The sequence below is a fragment of the Aphanothece hegewaldii CCALA 016 genome (assembly GCF_003007785.1).
Lineage (GTDB): Bacteria > Cyanobacteriota > Cyanobacteriia > Cyanobacteriales > Microcystaceae > Chroococcus > Chroococcus hegewaldii.
On record NZ_PXOH01000030.1, the window covers coordinates 1 to 22164 of the forward strand.

At 40.4% G+C, this 22164-nt stretch carries 17 protein-coding genes; 12 read left to right on the forward strand and 5 right to left on the reverse strand.

Going from position 1 to position 22164, the window contains the following annotated elements; genetic code table 11:
* From C7H19_RS25900 to C7H19_RS19960, 11 genes are all read left to right on the forward strand, one after another.
* On the forward strand, window positions 1-2535 hold a 2535-nt coding region (locus C7H19_RS25900; RefSeq protein ID WP_106458674.1), incomplete at its 5' end, for a P-loop NTPase family protein.
* Between the two features lie 12 nt (window positions 2536-2547).
* The gene (locus tag C7H19_RS19915; RefSeq protein ID WP_106458675.1) at window positions 2548-3261 is read left to right on the forward strand and encodes a hypothetical protein; all 714 of its coding nucleotides are present in this window, start codon (window positions 2548-2550) and stop codon (window positions 3259-3261) included.
* A 2-nt stretch (window positions 3262-3263) separates the two neighbouring features.
* Window positions 3264-4409, forward strand: coding sequence for an NAD/NADP transhydrogenase subunit beta (locus tag C7H19_RS19920; RefSeq protein WP_106458676.1), 1146 nt, complete (start codon window positions 3264-3266; stop codon window positions 4407-4409).
* A 2-nt stretch (window positions 4410-4411) separates the two neighbouring features.
* Entirely contained in the window at window positions 4412-5197 is a 786-nt protein-coding gene (locus C7H19_RS19925) for a hypothetical protein (protein ID WP_106458677.1), read from the forward strand.
* Complete coding sequence (locus tag C7H19_RS19930; protein WP_106458678.1) at window positions 5197-6687, forward strand: TrbI/VirB10 family protein; 1491 nt, start codon at window positions 5197-5199, stop codon at window positions 6685-6687. Before C7H19_RS19925 ends, C7H19_RS19930 begins: the two co-directional genes overlap by 1 nt.
* Window positions 6668-7387, forward strand: coding sequence for a hypothetical protein (locus C7H19_RS19935; protein ID WP_106458679.1), 720 nt, complete (start codon window positions 6668-6670; stop codon window positions 7385-7387). The genes C7H19_RS19930 and C7H19_RS19935 overlap by 20 nt, the downstream gene beginning before the upstream one ends.
* A complete protein-coding gene (locus C7H19_RS19940) occupies window positions 7371-8573 on the forward strand; it encodes a hypothetical protein (RefSeq protein ID WP_106458680.1) in 1203 nt (400 codons plus the stop codon). The genes C7H19_RS19935 and C7H19_RS19940 overlap by 17 nt, the downstream gene beginning before the upstream one ends.
* Before the next feature lie 5 nt (window positions 8574-8578).
* On the forward strand, window positions 8579-10399 hold the full coding sequence (locus C7H19_RS19945) for a type IV secretory system conjugative DNA transfer family protein (RefSeq protein WP_219907694.1): 1821 nt from the start codon (window positions 8579-8581) through the stop codon (window positions 10397-10399).
* Window positions 10400-10409: 10 nt separating this feature from the next.
* Window positions 10410-10691, forward strand: a complete 282-nt coding sequence (locus C7H19_RS19950) for a hypothetical protein (protein ID WP_106458681.1) — start codon at window positions 10410-10412, stop codon at window positions 10689-10691.
* Between the two features lie 2 nt (window positions 10692-10693).
* Window positions 10694-12109 (forward strand): hypothetical protein, encoded by a 1416-nt coding sequence (locus C7H19_RS19955; RefSeq protein ID WP_106458682.1) that lies wholly within the window; start codon window positions 10694-10696, stop codon window positions 12107-12109.
* On the forward strand, window positions 12106-13566 hold the full coding sequence (locus C7H19_RS19960; protein ID WP_106458683.1) for an ATP-binding protein: 1461 nt from the start codon (window positions 12106-12108) through the stop codon (window positions 13564-13566). Before C7H19_RS19955 ends, C7H19_RS19960 begins: the two co-directional genes overlap by 4 nt.
* Before the next feature lie 647 nt (window positions 13567-14213).
* Here C7H19_RS19960 and C7H19_RS19965 read toward each other — a convergent pair.
* Window positions 14214-18875 (reverse strand): NACHT domain-containing protein, encoded by a 4662-nt coding sequence (locus C7H19_RS19965; RefSeq protein ID WP_106458684.1) that lies wholly within the window; start codon window positions 18873-18875, stop codon window positions 14214-14216.
* A 262-nt stretch (window positions 18876-19137) separates the two neighbouring features.
* Between C7H19_RS19965 and C7H19_RS25905 the strand changes: the two genes are divergently transcribed.
* Entirely contained in the window at window positions 19138-19293 is a 156-nt protein-coding gene (locus tag C7H19_RS25905) for a hypothetical protein (protein ID WP_181280683.1), read from the forward strand.
* A gap of 310 nt (window positions 19294-19603) precedes the next feature.
* Here the strand turns inward: C7H19_RS25905 and C7H19_RS19970 are convergent, their stop codons facing one another.
* From C7H19_RS19970 to C7H19_RS19985, 4 genes are read right to left on the reverse strand one after another with little or no spacing between them, the layout of a single operon-like run.
* Entirely contained in the window at window positions 19604-19954 is a 351-nt protein-coding gene (locus tag C7H19_RS19970) for a hypothetical protein (RefSeq protein WP_106458685.1), read from the reverse strand.
* Window positions 19917-21047 carry a relaxase/mobilization nuclease domain-containing protein gene (locus tag C7H19_RS19975; RefSeq protein WP_106458686.1) on the reverse strand — a complete coding sequence of 377 codons (1131 nt, stop codon included), beginning with the start codon at window positions 21045-21047 and terminating at the stop codon, window positions 19917-19919. The genes C7H19_RS19970 and C7H19_RS19975 overlap by 38 nt, the downstream gene beginning before the upstream one ends.
* Complete coding sequence (locus tag C7H19_RS19980; protein WP_106458687.1) at window positions 21044-21397, reverse strand: plasmid mobilization protein; 354 nt, start codon at window positions 21395-21397, stop codon at window positions 21044-21046. The genes C7H19_RS19975 and C7H19_RS19980 overlap by 4 nt, the downstream gene beginning before the upstream one ends.
* A gap of 25 nt (window positions 21398-21422) precedes the next feature.
* Complete coding sequence (locus C7H19_RS19985; RefSeq protein ID WP_106458688.1) at window positions 21423-22061, reverse strand: BRO family protein; 639 nt, start codon at window positions 22059-22061, stop codon at window positions 21423-21425.
* Window positions 22062-22164: the final 103 nt, after the last annotated feature.

Genomic DNA, 22164 nt, shown 5'->3' on the forward strand with positions numbered 1-22164 from the left:
ATTGCACCGATTCTCTCTGAAGAAGAAGTATTTAATGTCTTCGCGGGGATCAAGTCATTGAATGATCTTCCTTTAGGTGAATCGCTAACCGTTCATTTCGGACAATTTATTGATGACTCAACTCGACAGGCTCAACTGACTGAATTAATGAGCGAGGCAACGCCAGAATTACGGTTGCTGCTTGGAGGCGCGGCTAAACGAACAAGAGAATTGACCGAAACGGGGATTCGGAAAGTCAATTTTTTAAATTTGTTCGTTACCTATACCGTCGATGAAGGTGTTGAACCCGACAAGGGCGACTTTTTTGACCGCATTCTAGCGGGCGGGGAAAAAACATGGTATCAGCTAACAGGTTCTTATGGGGAGGTGAAACGAGTTGCAATTCAAGAAATTCTGCTAGAAGCTTATCAACGGGGATTTGGCAAGTGGCAACGGCTATTGACCAATCAAATCGGGTTGTCGATTCAGCCGATGAGCGAAGCGGAGATGCGTTATGAAACCTGGAGGCGGTTTAATCGCTCTCCACTTCGACCACTTAATCGAGTCATTATCGATGTTCATGGAGGCTCGTTTAAAGAACAACAGATATCAGAGGTTCATCCTAAGTCTTACTTATTAGAATCAGAGGTGCCAGTCGCCCATCGGAAATGGGTCAAAGCAAAAGGACGTTACACGGGAGTGTTGCTCTTTGGAGATAAACCCGATGTTGAAGGCGATGAAATCGATGAACTCTTTTTCTTGCATGAAATTTTTTCTAAGGAGACATTATATGACACCGAACTGATTACACAAATCAGACGAGGCAATAGCAGTGTTTTAAAAGATAAAATGTCCTCTTTGACCAAACAAGCGCAAAATGCGGCTCGTTATGCCTCAGAAAAAGGGGAAATCGATGTTGGCGCATCTTTATCGGTCGAGAGAGCAATTGATGCCCAAACCGCCTTATATCAAGATGAAGAACCCTTTCATACAGCTACGGTTATTCTAGTCCATCGTCCCTCAGTGCGTTTGGTGAATCGAGCTTGTGCGGATCTTCAATCCTACTTTAGACGGGATGGATGGGTCGTGCGCGAGGAAGAATATGCCTGGCGAGTCTGGTTACAAACCTTTCCGCAATTGTGTTGGGATCGCTTACTGGGAAAACCTTTTAACCGACAGCGAACCTATGTAACTTCAGAGTTACCCAGAATTCTACCGTTGGTCTGCAACAATTCTCAAGATACAGATGGATTTGAATTTTTAGCCGAAGAAGGTCAGTGTCCGATTTATCTGCCTCTTTATCAACGGCATTTTAATACGGGCATTTTTGCCGCGTCGGGGTCTGGTAAATCCGTCTTGATGTCGGATATTTTGTGTCAACTGTTGCCTTATAGGGACATGGCATCAACCGTTTTGGAATTTCCGCGCAAAGATGGGTCAGGAAGCTTCGATGGACTGTGCCAGTATCTCCCTGAATATTGCACCTACGTGGATATGGGGGATGGTGATGTCGGTTGGAATGTTGTAGAACCGCCAAACTTAAGAGGATTTTCTCGCAAAGAGCAGCAGGAACGATTCGCCGATTTTAAAGAAGAATTGCTGGATATTCTTGTTGCTTTGGTCATGGGATTTAAGCGAGGAGCTTCACTAGAAATTAATGAAGATACCGTTCGCTCGATCCTACTGCTCGTCATAGAAACGTTTTATGAGGACGTAGAAATTCGAGAACGCTTTGGAACCGCTTTTCGACATGGTTTTGGCTCAACGGAATGGCGACAGATGCCGACTCTAGTTGAAGTTTTAGCATTTGTTTCCCTAGAGCGACTTCAACTGAGTGCCGCGACTGGAGAAATTCTTAAAACATTAGAGTACATCAAACTCCGTCTGCGTTCCTGGCTAGAAAGTCGGCTGGGTAAACTACTGTCTCGCACAACGACCTTCCGTACCGATGCGCGGATGATGGTGGTTGCCTTGCGAGGACTCAACAACGATACAGATGCGTCGATTATTGGCTCTCTATCTTATTTAGGAGCATTTCGCCGCTCTCTAACGGCTCCTCGTTCGGTCTTTGCGATTGATGAAGCTCCGATTTTGCTAGATTTTGACCCTCTGGCGATTTCTGTGGGGCGAGTGAGTGCCAATGGGCGTAAATCTGGGATTCGTTTGATTTTGGTGGCGCAAGGAATTGGCTCGATCCTCAAATGTGCAGCAGCCGATAAAATCTTCGACAACATGGAGGTCAAAATTACTGGACGGGTTCACTCACAATCGGTCGATCACTATGTGACTCATTTTAAATATCCTTACGGTCTGATTGCTGAAAATGCCTCAGAAAAATACGGTATCAATCACAACGATCGCTATTCCCGTTGGCTTTACGACAACGGTAGCCTGGTTCCTGTTCGCCATTACCCCTCAGCCGAGATCTTTTCTTTGGTAGCTAATGGCATGGAAGAAGCCAGCCTTCGACGAAATTTCTGGCAAAGCTACAAAGGCGATCGGGTACAGGGACTTTATCAATTGACTAATCAGTTTACGCAGCGAAAAACAGCATAAATAGGAGGTTTTATGAAACGAAGACTGTTAATTGTAGGAAGTACAACCGTTTTAGTTACGCTGGTCGCCTTACCGAGTTGGGCTTTGATCTCAACGACAGGAGGTTCATCAAATTCCTTGATCAGTCCTTTCTTGTCTTTGTTGCAGACTCAATTTGGAGAACTCAAGAATCAACTCTCTAATCAGATGACGCAGTGGTTGGGGAATACGGGTAGCCAGTATGCTCAAATCGGCTTAAACATGACAATGGGTGAGATGGGAATGCCCGATCTCCAATCATTAGAAGAAGAAATTAAAAAAGTTTTTACCCAAGAGAACGGCGAACAAGCACAAGTCGATGAGGCGATCAATAACTCAGTACGTGAAGTTACCCGTACTAAAGCAGAAGGTACATTGTCAGAAGATGGGCAAGAAGCCGTCAAAGAACGTCTTGAAAATACCCAGAAGACAACCGACCAAATCGATACTCAAGCTCAAGAAGCTCAAAACGAGACAGTAACACAGAATGTCTTGAAAAAAATTGCTTTGCAAAATGCTCAAACGGGTGTTTTGTTGGGATCGCTCAATTCTGAGATCACAGATTTAAGCGTTAAGCAGGATTTAGCCAACCAGAACTTAACCAATATTTCTGAAGCCATCGACTCTCAAAATCTGGCTCAACAAGCTGATCAAACATCGGCCGCCGCCAGTTTACTGCATTTATCGTCCATGTTGACCTTGAGATAAAAATGAGTACAGCGAATCAAGCCCAGACAATTTTACAAAATGGCTTACTCTCTCAGCAAGCGGTGACGACGGCAATGGATTCATTGTGGACTCAAATGCTGCAATCACCCTTGTACGATACCATTGCTGACCTTGGCGTTTGGTTTGCCGTGGGGACGATGGGTCTATTTATCGTATTGTGGACAAAAGCCCTTTTAGAAGATGAAACCAGTCCAGTTCATTGGGAGCGATGGCTTTGGGTGATCGTGGTGATTTCGCTCCTGACCAATCAAGCCGCGTTATGTAAAGACTGTACCTTAGCCTTGCGAAATTTGATCAACACCGTTAATGCTTCCGTCCTCCAAGCCACCCTCAATCAAAGTAACGCCTTAATTGATGCTTACAACATGGCAGTAACGCAAACAGGGGTTCAGGGCTGGTATGAACAGGAATTATTAAAATGTCAAAGCATTGCTGATCCCCAACAAAAACAACAATGTAGTGATGATGCGCTCAAAACGGCTAACCACTTGGCTAGTCTTGGCGCACCAAATCAGTCTCCCAATTGGTGGCAAAAACTCGGTAGCGGGGTCGGAATGGCCTTGACCTCCAATATCGAAACCGTGATGATCGGATTTCTGTTGGGCTTTGGGGTTGCTGTACAGTGGCTAGTCGAAGTCACCTGGGTGTTAATGGGAATGGCCGCCCCCTTATCCGTTGGTGGAACACTACTCCCTGTTTCACAAAAGTCGTTATTTGCCTGGTTAATCGGGTTTTATGCGGTGGGTTTGTACAAATTATTTTTCAACATTTTGGTAGGAATGGTGGCGATCGTTCAGATTGGCGCACAAACGCCGAATAGCCTCATTTTTGCGATCGCGACAGGCCTGTTGTCTCCGATTTTAGCCTTAACACTGGCGGCGGGTGGAGGCTGGGCAACGCTCACCAGTCTCGGTACGATCGCAGGTGCCGTAGCGGGAGGCGTTGGGGGGAAAGCGATCGGGATTGCCGCCGCAGGAGGACGAATGGGCTTTCGGATGGCGGCTCATCCTGCGATGCGACGAGCGGGTCAGGCTTATCAAAATCGAGTTTCTCCAGCCTGGCGTAAACGTATTCGAGCCAGAGTTGAAGATGCAACGACCCCAGTTTTCGCTAACACAAGGAGGTAAAAATGTCTTTATTACTGGGGAAATTTAAAGAACGAGGAGCATCCGAATCATTAGCTTTAAAGGATGCTTATAGCAAGCTAATCTTGATTTGTTTAGGTGGGGTAGTTGGTGGATTATTGCTGCAATTGTTGTTATTCATCGGATTAAACCGAGTTGCCAATCAGCCGCCACCCGTCTTGGTTCAGCTAAAAGATGGCTCCTCAATTAAAGTAGAAGCCATTGACTCCCTTTCAAGAACCGATCAGTCGATTCAATCGTTTGTTAACGATACCCTCGCTTTGATGTTCACTTGGTCGGGCGTTGTTCCAGGCGATGCAGCAGGACAATATACAGCCGATCAAGGAGTCGTGATTTTAGATGAAAAGGGTCAACGCAAGGGACGAGTGACAACAGCCGCCTGGGAAGCGACCTATGCTCTAGAACTGCAATTTAGACAAGAATTCTTAAGACAGTTAGCCGATCTAGTGCCTGAAACGGTTTTTGTTCGCAAAACCAATGTTGCTTTTGTGCCATTAAAAATTTTATCCCCAGAACCCATATCACTAGGCAAATGGAAAGTTCGGATTTACAGCAATCTCTTATTTGTGACGGCTGACAATCAGACGGCTGAGATAGTGCCATATAACGTTGATGTTTATGTGCATGCGGTTCCTCCTTCAAATCTAGCCTTAACCTCACAAGTGATCGATATTCGTTCCAAACCGATCGCGGCCATTGTCGGAAAGGTGCGCCAAGCCGCGATGGAAATTGAAGCCATTGTTCCGATAAAACAAGAGGATCTCAAGTAATGACCCAAACCGTAGAACCGACACAAACCAAAGAATGGTCGCCTCAAGAAATTCACGAATTGTTAGGATTAACCGTTCCTTCTGAAACGTTTGAGGAAGAAGAAAGAGAAGTAGAAACAGAAGTTTTGGGCGAGGAAACCAAGCCCGAAAATCCAAAGCGCAAAGGGTTTGCTAAAAATCCCTGGCTAAAGTTGGGCTTAATTAGCCTGATCACTGGAACGGGAGCCTTATTTGTCGGGCTAGTTTTACTCAAAGGAACCACTCTAAAACTCCAACCAACAGCGACAACTGGAGCCGATCCAAATTCAAGCTCTGGTAATCCTGCTGCTTCAAAAGAAGACACTTTACAACAGCGTAACGCTAAACTCACAGGAGAAGTCGCCATTGCTCAACAAAAAGAGCAATTAAAAGCGATTAAAGCCAAAGTCGATCAACAACAAATCGAAAAAGTGCCGCAAGTGAAGGTCGAGCAACCAGTGACCGTTCCGACTCCAGTAATTGTTGCCCCTAGCCCATCTCCACCAAAGGTTGTTTCATCTGAACCCGTCAGTCGTTCAGTCGTTTATTCGGCTAAACCCGTTGCTCTACCCCCTCCTGTAACTATTCCTCAACCTAGATCTCAGCCACGAGTGCCAAGTCAACGGCTGCCCTTCGTTTCATCAATTTCTTCAACTCAAAAAAGCGATCCAATCGCCCAATGGCAAACCTTAGCGACATTAGGAAGCTATGGAAATGGAGTCGGTAAAACAGAAAATAGCTCAGTCCCAGTGTCAGAACTAATTCCACTAGATCCTCCAAAAGTGGCAAAAAGTCCAAAAGTTGCTGATTATTCAACAGCAATGCAACCTCAATTACAGGCGGGACAAACTGTATCGGCTCGCTTGCTGACTCCGATTATTTGGGCGGATGGCTTACCGAGCGATCGCTTTGTGGTTCAACTGACTGAACCTTTAAATGATAGAGGTGGTGAAAAAATTCTGCCAGAAGGAACTGAAGTGATTTTCTCCGTACAACAAGTTCATAGCAGTGGCATGGTGATTGCTCAATCTGTGTCCGTTATTGTCGAAGGACAAGAGTATCCAGTCCCGTCGGATGGACTTAAACTGAGACGAAAAAAGGGAAAACCGTTGCTGGCTCAGTTAGCGAAAAACAACCAGGGACAAATCGCAGGACGCGACGCTATGTCTTTTTTCTTTGGAGCATTAGGCAAAGTCGGAGAAATCAGTAACCGCCCAACCTCAAGTTCATCTTATTCCAGTTTTGCAGGCTCATCGACATCGGTTAATTATGGCAGTCCTAATTATTTAGGAGCCGTTTTAGAAGGGGGCTTTTCGCCGTTAGTGCAGCAAATTCAACAGCGCAATCAAGCGGCTATTCAAGCGTTACAAAATCAACCCGCTTTGTGGTGGGTTGGCTCAGGAGCCGAATTAGAAATCCAGATTGAGCGTTCATTTTCGCTAGGGGAATCAGATGAAGGGACTTTTCAGTAGTTTATTCAGTATCGGACTAATCGCTCTCCCCGCAACTGCTTCCGACCTCGTGCGTGTCGTTAAGGTATCAGAAGGAGGCGGAATCAATCAAATGCAACCAATAGAGGTCAAGTTGGCCAATGGCTATGGTGTTACCATTACCTTTTTTCAGTCAGGACAGAAGATCATCAAGGCATGGCTGAATAATCCCGCTTTTGTTGTTCTTGATGCCGATGGTTGTCTGGTCGGGTTATCAGCAAAAAATTGTCAAACTTCTGGCGCGTCAGTACTGCATCTAAAACGGATTCAGGATTTACCAATTAACGGTCTACCAAAAACCAACTTTAGTCTATTAACGCTGGTTACTCATGGGACAAAAGGCAATGGGGTTTATGTTTTTCGCATTATCAAAGCTAATACGCCTGGAGCATTGGTCTACGAAATCATGCCATCATCACCACCTGTAACAGCAGAATTCATGCAGAACGATCAAATGCGAGAACTCTTATTGCGAGGTCTTGAGCAAGCTTTATCCTCCAATGATCTAGCCAAAAGAGGACAAATTCAAACAGATTTAAGGCCAAAACTACTTCAATTTAGAGATTCTTTGAAAAAAGGTTCTGATATTCTAGTTGCCCTTGATCAAGCTCAGTTAGATATCGATACCCTCACACTACTGATTCAATTGGGGAAGGAACAAAGTAATGGAAGTAAACACTAAACAAGTCTGGCAAAAACTGAAATATCCCTACTGGTTTTTAACGGGGTGGGGATTGTTCTGGGTTTTGACGTTTATCTTGATGATGACGGGACACCATAAAGCCTGGGGTGTTCCTCAACCATCCGAAAAGGCATTAACTTTTAAGAGTTTACCCCCCTTTGAAGGCTTGGCCCAAATGGAAACATCTCCAGAAGTTACCCAACAGTTATATCAGATGTTTCCCGAAAAAACCGCCAAAAATTACATCGGACAAATTAATCAAGCCATCAGCCGATTAACTCAACAGTGGCAACCTGGCGGAGATCCTGCTTCTTTTTTAAGATTAGGTGATTTTCAAGATTCCCTAGCCTTGCAACAGTTATCGTTAGGCTCCATTGAAGGTTTATCAGGACAATCCTTATCAGATGTTCCCCTGTCTCAATTTAGTCTTTTGGGCAACCAGAAATTAGGACAATTAATCAAAATCGTCCCAGGATTAAAAGATCAATCCGTGTCTTCTGTCCCTTTTGTGCAAGATGCCATCCAATCAGGGGGCTATAATCCATCCAAAATTTCTAATTTACCGATTGGAGAGGTCTTGCAAGCCTATCCCCAATTGGGAAAAATTGGCTTGAATCAGATGAATTTAGACCAATATTCTCTATCAGCTATTCCAGGGATCGAACAAGTTCCTTTAGGAAAATTTGCGGGATGGCAAAACGCATCGATTGCCTCGGTTCCAGGTCTAGTCTCTGTTCCCATCAATCAATTGGGAAAAAACACAGGGGGCATCATTGGACAGATTCATTGGGTTTTATCAGAGGTGGAAAAGCCAGCACTTAATTCTATTTCTGGTAGTTATCAGTCGGGCTTTTCAGTTCCTTGTACTAATAACTGCGCTCATATTGAACTCGGCACCAATCCCTTAGCTGCTGGAAAACAGTGGATATCAGGGCAATATCAGAAAGTTCCTGGTGGAGAAGGAGTTTTAAAAGCAATGTTTGGTGGCAAAGAACCCACGGGACGACATCCTTTCGGCAAAGGGTTTAAAGTGGTGGTTTGGAAAATCGATGAATCTACAGGAACCGTCAAAACTGCCTGGTTTTTCCGCATCTGTATCAAAAATTTAGGCTGTTCGCCCTATGGGATTGGCCCTGTTCCTGGTTTTGTCTATCAAGAAGGCGATTGGATTTTCTTAGGAGCATAAGTAAGATGAAAGGAATACCTCTAATTGCTCAAAATCAGGCAGTTAACACTAACCCGCTCATTCAACCCTTGCTATCTCCAACGGGGTTGGGTCTTTTAAGCGCATTTGGAGCAGTGGGGTTATTATCATTACTTGAAGGTCAGGCTCAAAAAGGAAAACTGAGTACCAGTTACTGGGCTGGAGAACAAGAGAAGGCTAGAGCCAAAGCGATCGCCAATACGCAAATTAACCAACCTCAACGAGATAGTGTGGCTGCCTATGTGGGAACACCCGAAGAAGTATTAATCAAGCTAAAAGAAGAATGGCTACTCAAGGGGTATCGCCCAGAAATCGTAGAGGGACGCAAAGCAGCAGAAAAAACCGTTTACCTGCCTGATATGCAACGAGGAACGGCGGTCATCGGTTCGGCTGGTGCGGGGAAAACGTTTACCTGGATCAGTAGTATCGCTCGCTCGTTTATTGACGAGGGCTTACCAGGGATTTTATTTGATTGTAAGTTTCCCTCACAAACCAGTGAGGTCGTCGCTTATGCAATGAAACGAGGCTACCGTGTTTATTATTTTTGTCCAGGATTGGAGCCATGTCAGACGGTTGATCTTCTCGGATTTCTTAAAGATGCAGAAGATTCGGTTGCGGCGGGACAACTGGCACAGGTCATCGCTAAAAATATTGATCTCAATGCCAATGCCAGTAGTGATAAGTTCTTTGAAGATGCTGGAGCAACTTTATTAGAAGCGGTCTTTTTACTAGCCAAAGCCGTCGGGGAACTTAAAGGAAAACAATTTGCCGATTTAATGACTGCGGCTGCTATTTTATCCTTACCCAACTTGGGTAAACGGTTAGAATACGCTCGTTCATTAAATAAATTTCCCGTTTGGACAATGCGTCCAGCCGCTCAAATTATCTCGGTGAGTGGTTCTCCTGAAACGGAAAGCAGCATCATCGGAACAACTGAGCGTATCTTCCAAAAATTATTGAAGAAGGATTTTGTCGGTTCTTTTTGTGGAGAATCAGAGTTACCCCTAGCTCTCGACGGTAAGACTTTAGTCATTTTCGGCATGGATCGTCGCAATCGAGATATTGTCGGCCCCTTGATTGCAGCCGTCCTCCACATGATGATCAATCACAATGTCAACCGTTTAGAACCCAGAGAACAGCCCTTGTGGGTGTCTTTAGATGAGTTAGCAAGACTCTACCTCCCAGAATTGGAAACATGGTTTTCTCTTAACCGTTCTGATGGATTTTGCGGGGTGATTGGCCTCCAAAATATCGCCCAGTTAGAAAAAGCCTATGGCAAAGAATTAACCAAAATTATTCTATCTAACTGCGCTACTAAGCTGTTTATGAACCCGCAGGATATAGAAACCGCCGAAATGATCGCCAAAACAATTGGAGAGTTCGATATCACTTACTCAACCAAAAGTCGTTCGCGTAATACAGGTAAGCATGGCGGTAGTTCCTCATCTCGCTCAGAAAACCGTCAGAAGCGATCGCTTTATGAAGCAAGTCAAATTTTGAAAATGGGTGTAGGAAAAACGATCGTTCTCAATCCTGGCTACCAACGGGGAGATGAAGCTTACATCCCTCTGTTAATCCGCAATAAAATTTCTCGACATGATTTAGCAGAAGTGAAGTGGTCAAAAGCGCAATGGAAAAAGATTTTAAGAAAAGAAATCGAACAAAATCATAAAACTGTGAGTAACGAGCAAAGAAGACAACAATTTGAAGAACGTTATCAATTAGTTGAATCTTTATTCCCACTGCCGCCAGATTTAATTCAGAATTATTCAAAATCCCCCGTTTCTTTAAATGAAATTAATTTCTAGAGGAGAGACTATGAATTTTAAACATCAATTGATTCACGCCAAAAAATTACCAGATTTTCCAGCCTATTATGAGCCACAAATGATTGAATTTTTCGACCAGAAAGGGTTATTGGGTGGACAAACACCGCTAGGAGATTATGAGCAGTCTAGACCTCACGGTTATCAAGCTGAATATATTGCGGTCTATATCGATGGTGAACTTGGCTTTTTTTTAGAAAACGGAAATGTTTTGCTCAATCGGATTAAACACATGGCTGTTTTTAATCAATTCACGATAACCAGAGGAGCTTAATCATGATCGTTAAAGAACAAGCATCAGGAATGGAAAACGTTATCCTTCGATTTTATGAGAACTTAACTCAAGAAATGAAACAATCTTGGGAGATGAATTGGAGGAAAGAAGAACCAGTTACGGAAACGAAAAACTCTACTGATGAACCTAATTCTCAAGCAGAAAAAATTGAAACTGAGTCTAAAATTATTAATGAAACTACAGTATTAGATAATTTAGAAACTTCAACAACACCAGCCAAAAAAGAAGCTCAAAAACAAGATGGAAACCCTGAAATAACAACTTTAGTTCGCATTCATCAAAATAGCAAAATCATCTACGAAGGACAGATTAAAAATGGAAAAGGTTTAGAATCTGAAAAAGATGAGCAAAGACTTGCTGCTCAATTAGAAATCCTGCAATCTTTAAGTGAAGGTACGGTGGTTCCGATGGCGGCCAATATGCGAGTTGAAATTGAAACTCAACAAGCTGAACAGACTCTTAAACGGGATATTGTTTTTCAAACCGATGATCGAGGTAAGATTACAACCAATGTAGCTAATCGTCGTCAATCCATTTCAGGGCTAGAAGTCGTTCGCCAACAGTTATCCTCAGTCGAAAATAATCAGCAGTTAGTAGCAGAAGTCGCCTTTTTGCGGAATCGTCTTGAGCAGATGAACGAGAGGATTCAACAACAGGAACAGACGATCGCATTAATTGAACAACGTAAACAGGAACCGAATAATCCTAATGCGTGGCAACGACTTTTACGAAGCTTCAAAGCATCTTTTCAGCAGTGGCAGCAATTGAGAGAAGAACAACAGGCCGTTTCGACAGTACGAGATATTTTCCGACGAGAAGTTTATGAAGGAGGTCAAAAGTACGAAGGGAAATCTTATACGATCGTGCGAGTTGATCAACCATTAGAAGAAAAAGAACATTTCTCTGTTCGAGATAAACAGGGTCAAGAAGTTCTTAATTTCGAGATGAGTCCCTCTGGGACAGTACAAATACAGGCGAGTCGTTTAAATACAGAAATCCTAAAAGATCTCAACCAAGCTCGTCAATCGATACGGCAAAATCAGCCCATCGGTGGGGCTTTTGCTTCACTTCAAACTCAAACGTTAAATAAACACGCTCGAACTGAACAATTGATCCAGCGATTAGTCACGGCAACCCAGGGACGAACCGTTGAAAAAGAAGGAGAACATTATACGCTCAACATCAATTCTCGTGGCGAGACGCAAATAACCGCAAAAGATGGACGAGGATTAATTTATGCTCGCTCTAAACAGCAAGAGGATGTTTTAATCGTTAACCGTATGACTTCTAGTGACTTAAGCTTTTTTGAAGAGCAATTAAAACAGGCGACAGCGATGCAGCCTCAAGAAAGCCAACAAGCCGTTGTTCCTACAGGAGGACGTTCACGTAGTCGATGAATACTCAGCTTTTAGCACAATTAAAATTGTATGGGGCTGTTTGCTACAGTTATCCATTAATTGAACAAGCTTCAGTCAAGAAAGAACTACAAGCGATCGCCTGTCACCTCAAAGTCCCGTTGATCGAGCTTCAACTGTCGGAGGACTTATCTGAATCGTTAGCCAATGATGGACTGTATGTTGTGGAGCATTTGCCCTCATTGCTTGGGGAATTACAAGGATGGCAGAAAACACGACTCGAATCCTGGTTAATTGACTCGATCCATCAATGTAGACTAATTCAGGATCGATATTTGATTCTACTCGATAATCGAGAAACGGAATTAGCCAGATACTTGAGCAATATTATCCCAACCGAAATTCGCAATCTGCCGACTGTTGCTGAAATTCAATCTTCGATCGAGCAGGAATTAGAAGCCAGTGGAATAACATCTGATGTGACAGAACAGATGGCTTTATCGGTATCGGGTCTATCCAGCGAGGAAGTCAAACTAGCCGTTCAAAAAGCGATCGCTTCTTGCGGCGATTTGGTACAAGGATTAATTGCCCAAAAGCAACAGACATTAAAAGGACTGGGATTAGAATTTTTACCTTCACTGGATGTTCCCACATTTGGGGGATTAGACCGTCTAAAAGAAGCTATTGAACAGGTGGCACTCGATTATTCAGAACAAGCAAGAGGATTAAATCTCCCTATCCCGAAGGGATGGCTCATGGCTGGCCCACCAGGAACAGGAAAGACGTTCGCGGCTAAAGTTTGTGCGGCAAAACTAGGATTTCCTCTAATTAGTGTTGGAGTCGATATCGTCAAATCAAAAGGATCGGGTTATCTCAAGCGGTTGTTGAAGGTCATTGAGGCTGCGTCTCCGTCTGTCTGTTACTTCGATGAATTTGATAAGTTTTTCGATCCCGATGCTGCTATTACGGGGGGAGGAACAACTAAAGAAACATTAGGTGTCCTGTTGACTTGGTTTCAGGAAAAAACCACAAAAACTTTTGTCATTGCGACTCTAAATAGACTCGATGCACTGCCACCTGAATTAACCCGTGCGGGACGCTTTGATCGATTGTTCTATGTTGGGTTTCCTCAAGCTGTAGAGCGTAAAGAAATTATCGAGCTTCATGCGTCTCGTTTTGATCCCCGTTTTAGAGGAGAAACCGCTATGACTGAACGAGATTGGCGAGTGCTGCTCAATCGAACTCAAAACTGCACAGGAGCCGAATTGAGAGCGATCGCTGAGTTAGCCGCAAAAGAACAGTTTTATCAAGGAAACGTACAGATTCATTTAAAGCTAGATGACTTCTTAAAAGCTCGATCAAAAATAACGCCATTATATGTAAGAGATACCGAACGAGTGTTAGCGATGGCTAATCGAGCTAAAGGCGTTTGCGAGAATGCGTCTGCTTCGGATTGTTCTATTTTTGCACCGCTAGAACAATCTTTGTGGGGCGATTGAAAAGTTAATGGAATAATCTGCCCTGAATAGATTAATGAGCATAATTAGCAAGCAAACAAGAAAAATTTGTCTGAAAAAACGCTGATAAAAAACATCAACTAACGAGAGTAAAAGTATAATTTGTAAAAAACTCTTTCCAAGCCAATCATTTCTAAATCATTAGAAATTTGTTAACCAAGAGATTTTAAGGAAGATTTAATTTATAAAAACACTTTGGTTAGATGAACTGACTTCTGTTGAAGAACTGTCATTAGTAATTGTAAATTTTGATATTCTTCTAGCGTAGATGGGTAATGAAGCTGATTAAGACAGTTTAGACGTTTGAGTAGCAAGTGTGACAAAAATCCTAAATTTTGGACTCTCTGGCTCAAAAGCTTTAGGGATCGGTGAGCGTGCTACAACAATCATAATTTGGCAAAAGTGACCATCATAAGTTGACGTTGATCAATCGTATAAACCCTAATCTACCGTAGAGCGAATCATGCTGGCTTTGTATGTTGACTAGGACAAAATGTCGTAAAGTCGAAAAACAAGGCATAAGCTGGCAGTGAGTGGAAGTAAGAGGCGGTTGGATGAAATGTCAAATTTAACTATAACTACTGAGGCAAGTGAACTATCGAAATAATTATTTGATCGATGAAATAAGTCTACAGCCAAGGCCAAGATTGACGTGCTGCTATTTTGTAGCCGAGAAAATGCTGCTGTAAATCTTTTTCATTTTTTTTAATAGCATTCTTAATAGTGTCGCTATTATCTTTCAAGAAGACCAGCTTATATTGTAGAAAATTATTAGACGAGGAATCATTAATTAATTGCTCTTGCCAAAACCAAAATCGTCTATCAATACATCGTAGAAATATCCTGAAACTCCGCCAAGCCATTACAGAATCAGTTTCATGGAGAAAACAGTTAAACCAGTGCTTGCCCCAGTTATTTTTCTGCCAACGCTTTATAGCGAGATTAGCTAATCGTTTTCTCCATGTATCTGGTGGTTGATTATTGAAAATTTGCTGAAGCTCTTGAATAGCGGTATCCACTTCTAAAAATCCTAGCACAGTTACTGCAAAAGAAAAATCAAGAGGGCTAGCTGAAAGAAGTTTTTCACTTATATAAATTTGTAACCATTGTAAACCATAACCTTGTTGTGCTGCCAAAGTAACCTCTAGTAGTTCTATATCTGAGTAACACCTTTCAAGTCTATCCTGCCATAGCTGCTGAAGTGTTTGAGTAGGTGAAACTTGAAAAAGAGCATAATCTAAAAAATCTATACGAAATTTAGAAATTTTAAGAATAGTTCTTCGGTCAAGCTGATCAAGATATTGATATAATTCAAATGCTCTTTGATGACTAATCTCTAACAAAACGGAACAGAGAATTTCATAAAAAGTACTACTTAGATGAATTATCTTTTGCTTAGTTTCATCTTGTTCAGGTTGGATAGGTTCTAGCCAATTATCAACTACATCAGGATACTGTTGAATGACCTGTTTTAATACATCGCTAGAAATTAGCCGACAAAAATAATAATTTCCCGATCTAAATTGTTGTTGTAAAGTCTCTTCAACAATATTATCTAAATCTTTTAAATAAGCATCGTGTTTATCACTATCTAAAGATTTTTCAATCGCTTCAACGTTTTCTTGATTCCATCCTCCCCAAGTATATTCTTGATTAATATAATTTAAAGAGCGGTTGAAATACCGATTTGATAAATAAATAGTGGGAAGCTGTTCAAAGTTAGTAGGATTAGTGATGAATATTTCTACAACTGGAAAATCATCAGATAATTCAACACTATTATTTTTTAGAGTATCCCACATTTCGTCAATATGCTTTTTACATTGTTGGATTTCTAAAGCTTGATTTCCACGACGGTAAACCGCATAGGTCAAATAAGCAGGATGAATGCGCTTTTCTAGATCTTCAAAAGATAGACTCTGACCGTACTTACCTAAAAGTATACTTCCCCAGTGATTTTCTTGGTCATGATGTTTAAAACTCCATTGCCAAGAACTATTTATGAAACGTTGAGTAAGAGCATGATCTTGTAAATCGTATAAAATTCTTAAAATAATGGCACGAGTTAAACTATTATCTGTTTCAAGTAAAGGATAAATACATTTTTCGATTTCTTCAGAATTTAAATTTTTCAGATAAATAGAAACAAACCAAAGTATACGCTGAATATATAACTCATCATTATTCTCACTAATGATGTATAATATATTATTAGTGAGAATAGGCTGAAAATCTTGCTGAAAAGATAGTAAATCTGAGGCGGTTTTTGGACGTTTTAAAAGATGAGCTAATTGTTCTTCTGAATTAAGTAATTTCAGAACAACTTTAAATAGTTGAGCTTCAGCTAGCTTATCTAAAGAATTCTCTAATTTACTATTTTGGCTAAACTTTTGCCACGCTTGAAAAATACAATCTTTTTCTTTTGAATCAAAAATAAGAGTATGATCTAATACTTGAAAACTAAGTTGTCTCAAGCTTATCTCTTCTCGCTCTAATATTCCTTGCATAATTTGCTTAACTAAATTAGCGATGGCCAATGGTGCATAGGCACACAAAGATGGCTCATATTCCGTGAACCAATGATCGGCCGAGTCGCTATAAAAACTAGACCAAATTGATTGAATGGAAATTTTATCTAACAAAGGGCTAAGAAACTCACCTAACTTTTCAGGAACGTCTAACTCTGGATTCAGACAATGTTCTTGCAAGCGAGAAGCAATCCAATGAGGTGTTAGATCTTCTCGTCTCACACAAATTTCGCACGTCTCACGATTCCACACAACTGGTGAAGAGCAAGGATCATTTTCATGCTCTATCGCCCATTGATGAGGAGGAAATAAACTAGCAGGTAAAGTTTCTTGAAGATTATGAGCCTTCAAGCTTCCTTCAAAAGATAACAGTCGATGAGCAGCCTGTAAAGCAATAGTATTTTGAGATGCTATGAGTTTTTTAACTTCTGATTCAATTTCACACCATATTGAATGAGGAGAAGTCTGTAATATCCAATTAAACAAGTCATATTTGATGGGATAATTCATAATTGCTTCTGCTAGACAACCTGTAACGATAGATCGAACACAATCTTTTCTATTTAAGTAAGATATTAGTCCAAGAGCTAGTCTTCCAAGTTGAAGCAGTCCATCATCTTCAATTACTTGGAAAGAATAACCTAAAAAGATTAATTCTCCCAGTTGTAACTCATATCCAATTCGATTATTGATTTCTTCACGAATTACCTGATTTGACGGATGACGCTGATTTGGAAACCCATAAATATGTAGGAATCCCAACCAACGCTCTAAAGCTGGATATAATACGGCTAAAACATTTTTGTTATCTTTCCATTTCATGAATGACCGCATGATTAATTCTTGCGCCCAAAGATTTTCAGTCGCAGCAGACCAAACAATCTCAGCTAATTCAATATAAGACTGAGGAGAACAAGGTAAATATTTTATAAAATCATTTTCGATATCTGGCTCTGGATTTTGATGACTAATCCAAGTCAGCAGTAAATGAACTTTTATTGTCTCTGGAAGATCCAGGTCTTCAAATGCGATTGAACTAGCGAAATGACAGATTTTTGCTTTGATATCCATTCCTGCATGAGGTTCTAGCCATTCAGCAATGATTTGTTCTAGACTTTTATCATTTTGTTCTATTTCTTGTTCGAGCCGCTCTACTAGTAACAAACTAAAGCCGTAAATTAAAAACTTTTCATCGATTTGGAAAAAATTACTTTTACCTTTGATAATTCCACTATTTTTTAGCTCTTCAAAAATTTCAAGTTTACTAGAGATTTCATCTTCATTAAATTGTTTTTTGGAGTTTTCTAGCTTTTTAGTAGCTAAGTTTTTAATTATTCCTTGAAAGCGGTCATCATCTAAGGGGATAGATGTCTTTCTTTCAAGTCTATCTTTCCAATCTTCGTAAATAAGACGTGCAATAGTTATATCACCGCTTTCAGTCATGCGTTCGCGGTATCTAACTACTAGGTCAAAGTAGCGAGGCTTACAAATAAGTGGCAGTAGCTCATTAGAAAACTCAGAGCGGCTTAAGCCATGATACCGCAGTGCTTCTTTTAATTCATCTTCAGTGTAACGAGGCAGTTGATAAGTGAAAACTTTTAAATGGCGAAGATTGGCAAAATATTGTCGCCAGTATTGAGTACGACAAGTAATAATTATAGCTATGTTATTAAACCAGGGATTATCGGAGAGCTTGTCTAGCAGTATTCGCCAAAAACTAGAATCAGAGCGTTCATTTATTCCATCCAATACTAATATTAATAAAGGTAAATCTTCCGTAGGTTTCTCCATCCAACGCTGTACTCGTTTTTTACAAGGAGTTTCGTCTAAATTAAAGCTATCTTTGATCTTATTTGTAATAAGAGTGAGCGGCTCAGAGTTAGTTACCTGAGTAGATGATAGAAAAATTACTGGTGGAAAATTATTATCTTGAATAATTTTTTGCCCTAGCCAATGAGCTACTCCCCATGTTTTACCATCTCCTTCTTCACCTAAAATAATGAATGGTTGTTTATAATTTTTCCAATCCCTATACCAAGTTTCTGCTGCGTCAGTTAAGGTTCTACGCTTAATAAAATTAATCTGATTATCTTGAACATTAAGAATTTGATTAAAAGAAGCACGAGATTTAGTTTCTGAGCTTAAAATTTTCAAGAGTTTCTGATTTTGCTCAAATCGCCAATTATCATATCCGATGAACGGAGATAGTAATTTAGTTTTTAAACCATCTAATTTTTTGGTAAAGTTACTATTTTGTCTAATCTCCTTTAGTTCATTCTCTAATTTTAATTTATCATCATCAGATAAAAAACTCTGACAGGAACTAATTATGAGATTCGGAGAGTTAGCACACAAGCACTCTAAAGAACTTGGCTCCCCATCGCCTTCTGCAATAGCTAAAAAATCAATACCATTTTGAACAGCTTGATAATTTAAGGCTTCTGACAATTGATCGCTAACATCACGACTGGTAACAAGTACCCATAAATCTAAATCTGGTATATCTCTTTTTACTATGTCTATCTCACCCAATAGTTCTCGCTGATTTAAGGGAGTTGTTTTACGATAACGTTTGCATTCAACAGCTATAACGTTTGCTTGAATATGACGCGAACTCATATCCCGTCCAGCTTGATAGCCTGAATCAGCTATATGGAAATGCCTTCCAGTTAAGGCTTCTAATAATTGAGCAATTAATCCTTCAAAGCCTTCAAGACCTGATGAATCTAATTGGTTAAGAATATTAAACAATTGACCATTCATTGATGAACCAAATCGATGAGTGACGTAGCGATTATATTGAATATGTTCAAGCCATCATTATAAAGATGATTGACTGATATTTCTAATATACCCAGGCGATTGACCAATCTCTACAAAGTATTGAAGATCATGAAAAACTATTATAGTTTATTTGAACTACCTGCACGAGAAACAACTATTGTGGACGATTAGTTAAAGATTCTGACCGACGAGGAATTTCCCCTTGATCTTTGGCTATCAGTAATAATGGGCAGATCAAGTGATGTTAATAGCTACTCCCCAGCCTTGGATGACGCTCGCTGAAGCACGGCACTATTGCACTAACTATTACGAAGTTTTATACCTACGCTCTCAACGAGGTTATGTCATCATTTATGGAGTTGTTAAAGCAAATCGTTTAGTTAAAGAGGCACTGTAACAATCATCATGTAATGATTAGTCATAGTATTATAGTTGAGAATTTTAAAGTTTAGAATTAGACATTTTTGGAGCAATGAGGTAAAAAGTTACACTACAAAACTTAAACTCTAATGCTTGAGCTTTATGCTATATATGTGTAGTTTGCCGTGTTTCATAAAAGCAAACATCTAATTCTTCTTTTCCTATTACCTTTTGTAGTTTTACTCATGAAAGAGAGCATCTGCCCGATAGTACAATAAACACAATCTTTTCTAGAAAGGATAATTATTCAATTCAGAGTATTTAAAAACTCTAGAAAATGATTTTTATCATATTTTGCCAAGAGATTTTTGACAAAAATATCTAAAGCCGTACTGAGCATAATATTGTAAAATTTGAATAGATTTATGATTATTATTGGTTGCTAAAAAGGCATTCAGAGCCAGCCAATCTGTGTAAGAAATCATTTCTATCATTTTTTGTTGAGAATCAATAATCATTATTGTAGTTTCGCCAGTAAAGCCTTTCTGTTGAAGTCGTTTAAATCGACTAGGACAATGTTCTAATGTCTTTAACCATTCCTTGTTTTTACCAAGTAAACGTAATCCATCCTCTAGATTGATAAAGTAGGCAGATGCTTTTTTATAAACGGATAGTTTTGAAATTTCTAGATGAGTCATGGTTTTTTCTAATCTCGATTGTTTCTAATTGTTGTCGAATTAATTCAAAGTTTTTTAAGTCTTTTTCTGTAATATTAGACTGAATTAGTGGTTTCCAGTTTTGTCCTTTTTGGCTTATAGCTTGATAAACTATTGAGCGATCCTCCTTGCGAATCAAGCAATATTGATTTTTCCTGCATTGAATACTATAAAGTTTTCCATCTAAATGTTGTCCATCACCAAAACAATCAAGAAGCTTTTTCGCAATCGGAGCAATTACATTAAGTGCGTTTTGTTCTTGAGGAATGATTTTAGGTAAAGCATTGGTTTTTTGTTGAGTCAACTGATGAAGTAGAGTTTCATCTGTTTTGGCAAAAGATAAACCTCGTTTTTGGATCAAACCGTTCCAAGTGTATAGAACACCTAATTGAGTTCCTGTAAATAACTGTCCTTTATACTCATAGGCTAATCCTCTAATTTTGTTTGTTTGTTGAGTTTTATGTAAGATGACATTGATGTGATATTGAGATAAAGAGCGAACAAGTTCAACAAGAGATGAATTCGTTTGACAGCATCTCTCTATAGTGTTTTGAAGAAAAGTAAACGCATTTCGTTCTTCTTCAAGGGGTTGATAGGGTAAAAATTTCCATTGCTCCTGATGGCTCATGCGTCTAAGACGAGGGGTAGATAATCCATATTTTTCCTCTAATTGACGGATGACTTTTGTTGAACGCAGATAGTCCCAGCTATCAGAAACGCAACTGCCATCTACTTTGACTCGACTGGCAACGATATGAACATGATGATGTTCGGTATCCCGATGACGAACAATTAAGTAGGGAACTTGCGTATAACCCATTTGCTCTAGATAATCTTGAGCGATCGCAGTCCATGTATCATTGTCTAGCGGTTCAGTTACAGCCGTTGACAGAATGGCATGGTAAACCACGCGTTGAACTTGGGGATTGCCATTAGCATAGAATCGAAATTGACGAGCTAAAGAACGAATCGTCGTTCCACTAACGGTTCCACCGAGTACCTCAGCGTCGGGTTTACTGAGAACATATTTGAGACAACCGTAAAAACCACGTCCTTTGATTTGTTTACCGATCATGCTGCTATATCTTCTTGAATTCGAGTGATCATTGTTTTGAGAGAGGCTAATTCGCTTTTAAGATCGAGCAAGGTATTAAGATCGAGCGTTTGATGAAGTAGATGATGGGTATTCAGAACCTTAGCAATCTGATTTAAGTTATTGCCAATGCAGCCTAAGTCATAGTGTATTTGACGAGTGAGAAGACGATTAGCAAAGGTCTGTTGCTGATGAAAAGGCAGTTGACGCATGAGTTTACGGAGCGTGTCAGAAACACTCAGCCCAAACTGGTCAGCAATGCTTTCAAGGACTCGTTTTTCAGATGCTGAGACGCGAAATTCAATGCGGGATGTTCGTTTTTCTCGCTTCATGCCAATAGCTCATCTGATCTAATTTTTATAGAAACAAAGAATGCGAGTGACCATTGCCTTGATGTTGGGGCTTAGTCAAAGATGGCGTTGGTACATCTGGCAGAGGAGTCGCAAGAATCGACAGTAATAAAGAATTAATATAATTAGCATGATTGAGTTGAGCTTTTAAGAAATCGATTTCTTGATTATGACGTTGGGTTGTCCAGGCGATTTGTTCGGCTTCTTTCGAGGTAGTGGGGGACTTGATCTGCTCGATAACCGTTATTAATTTTTCATCAATCGCTTCTATTAGAGTGTGTTGTCGGTCAAATTGGTTAAGAAGCTCGACGTTTTGTCTTAACTGAGGAGGATAGATAGCTGGAAACACTTCTCCAGTGACAAATCTTTGAAACGATGAAGCATTTCTTGTATTAGAGCCATAGACAGCGACGACTAAAGCTCTGAAGTTAATCATCCAACGAATTTCGCTGCCGAGTTGTGCGTTGATGAGGTCTTCGCTTTTGATGCGTTGAGTAATTGATTCTCGTTGAACTCCAAGAACTCGACAGATTTCAGATAAATACCACCACCAATCATTATCGTGAGCAAAAGCACTCAATTGTATATTTTCCCCCACCTTGCGAAAAATAAACGTACGCGGTTTAAGTTGCGATAGCTGCAACATGATTTATTGTCTCCTTTGAAATTTTTAAATGATTAACAGAATCAATGAACTAGCTCACCAGTCGTCTGAGTTGCGGGGAAAACGACGGATTAGCAAAAATTAA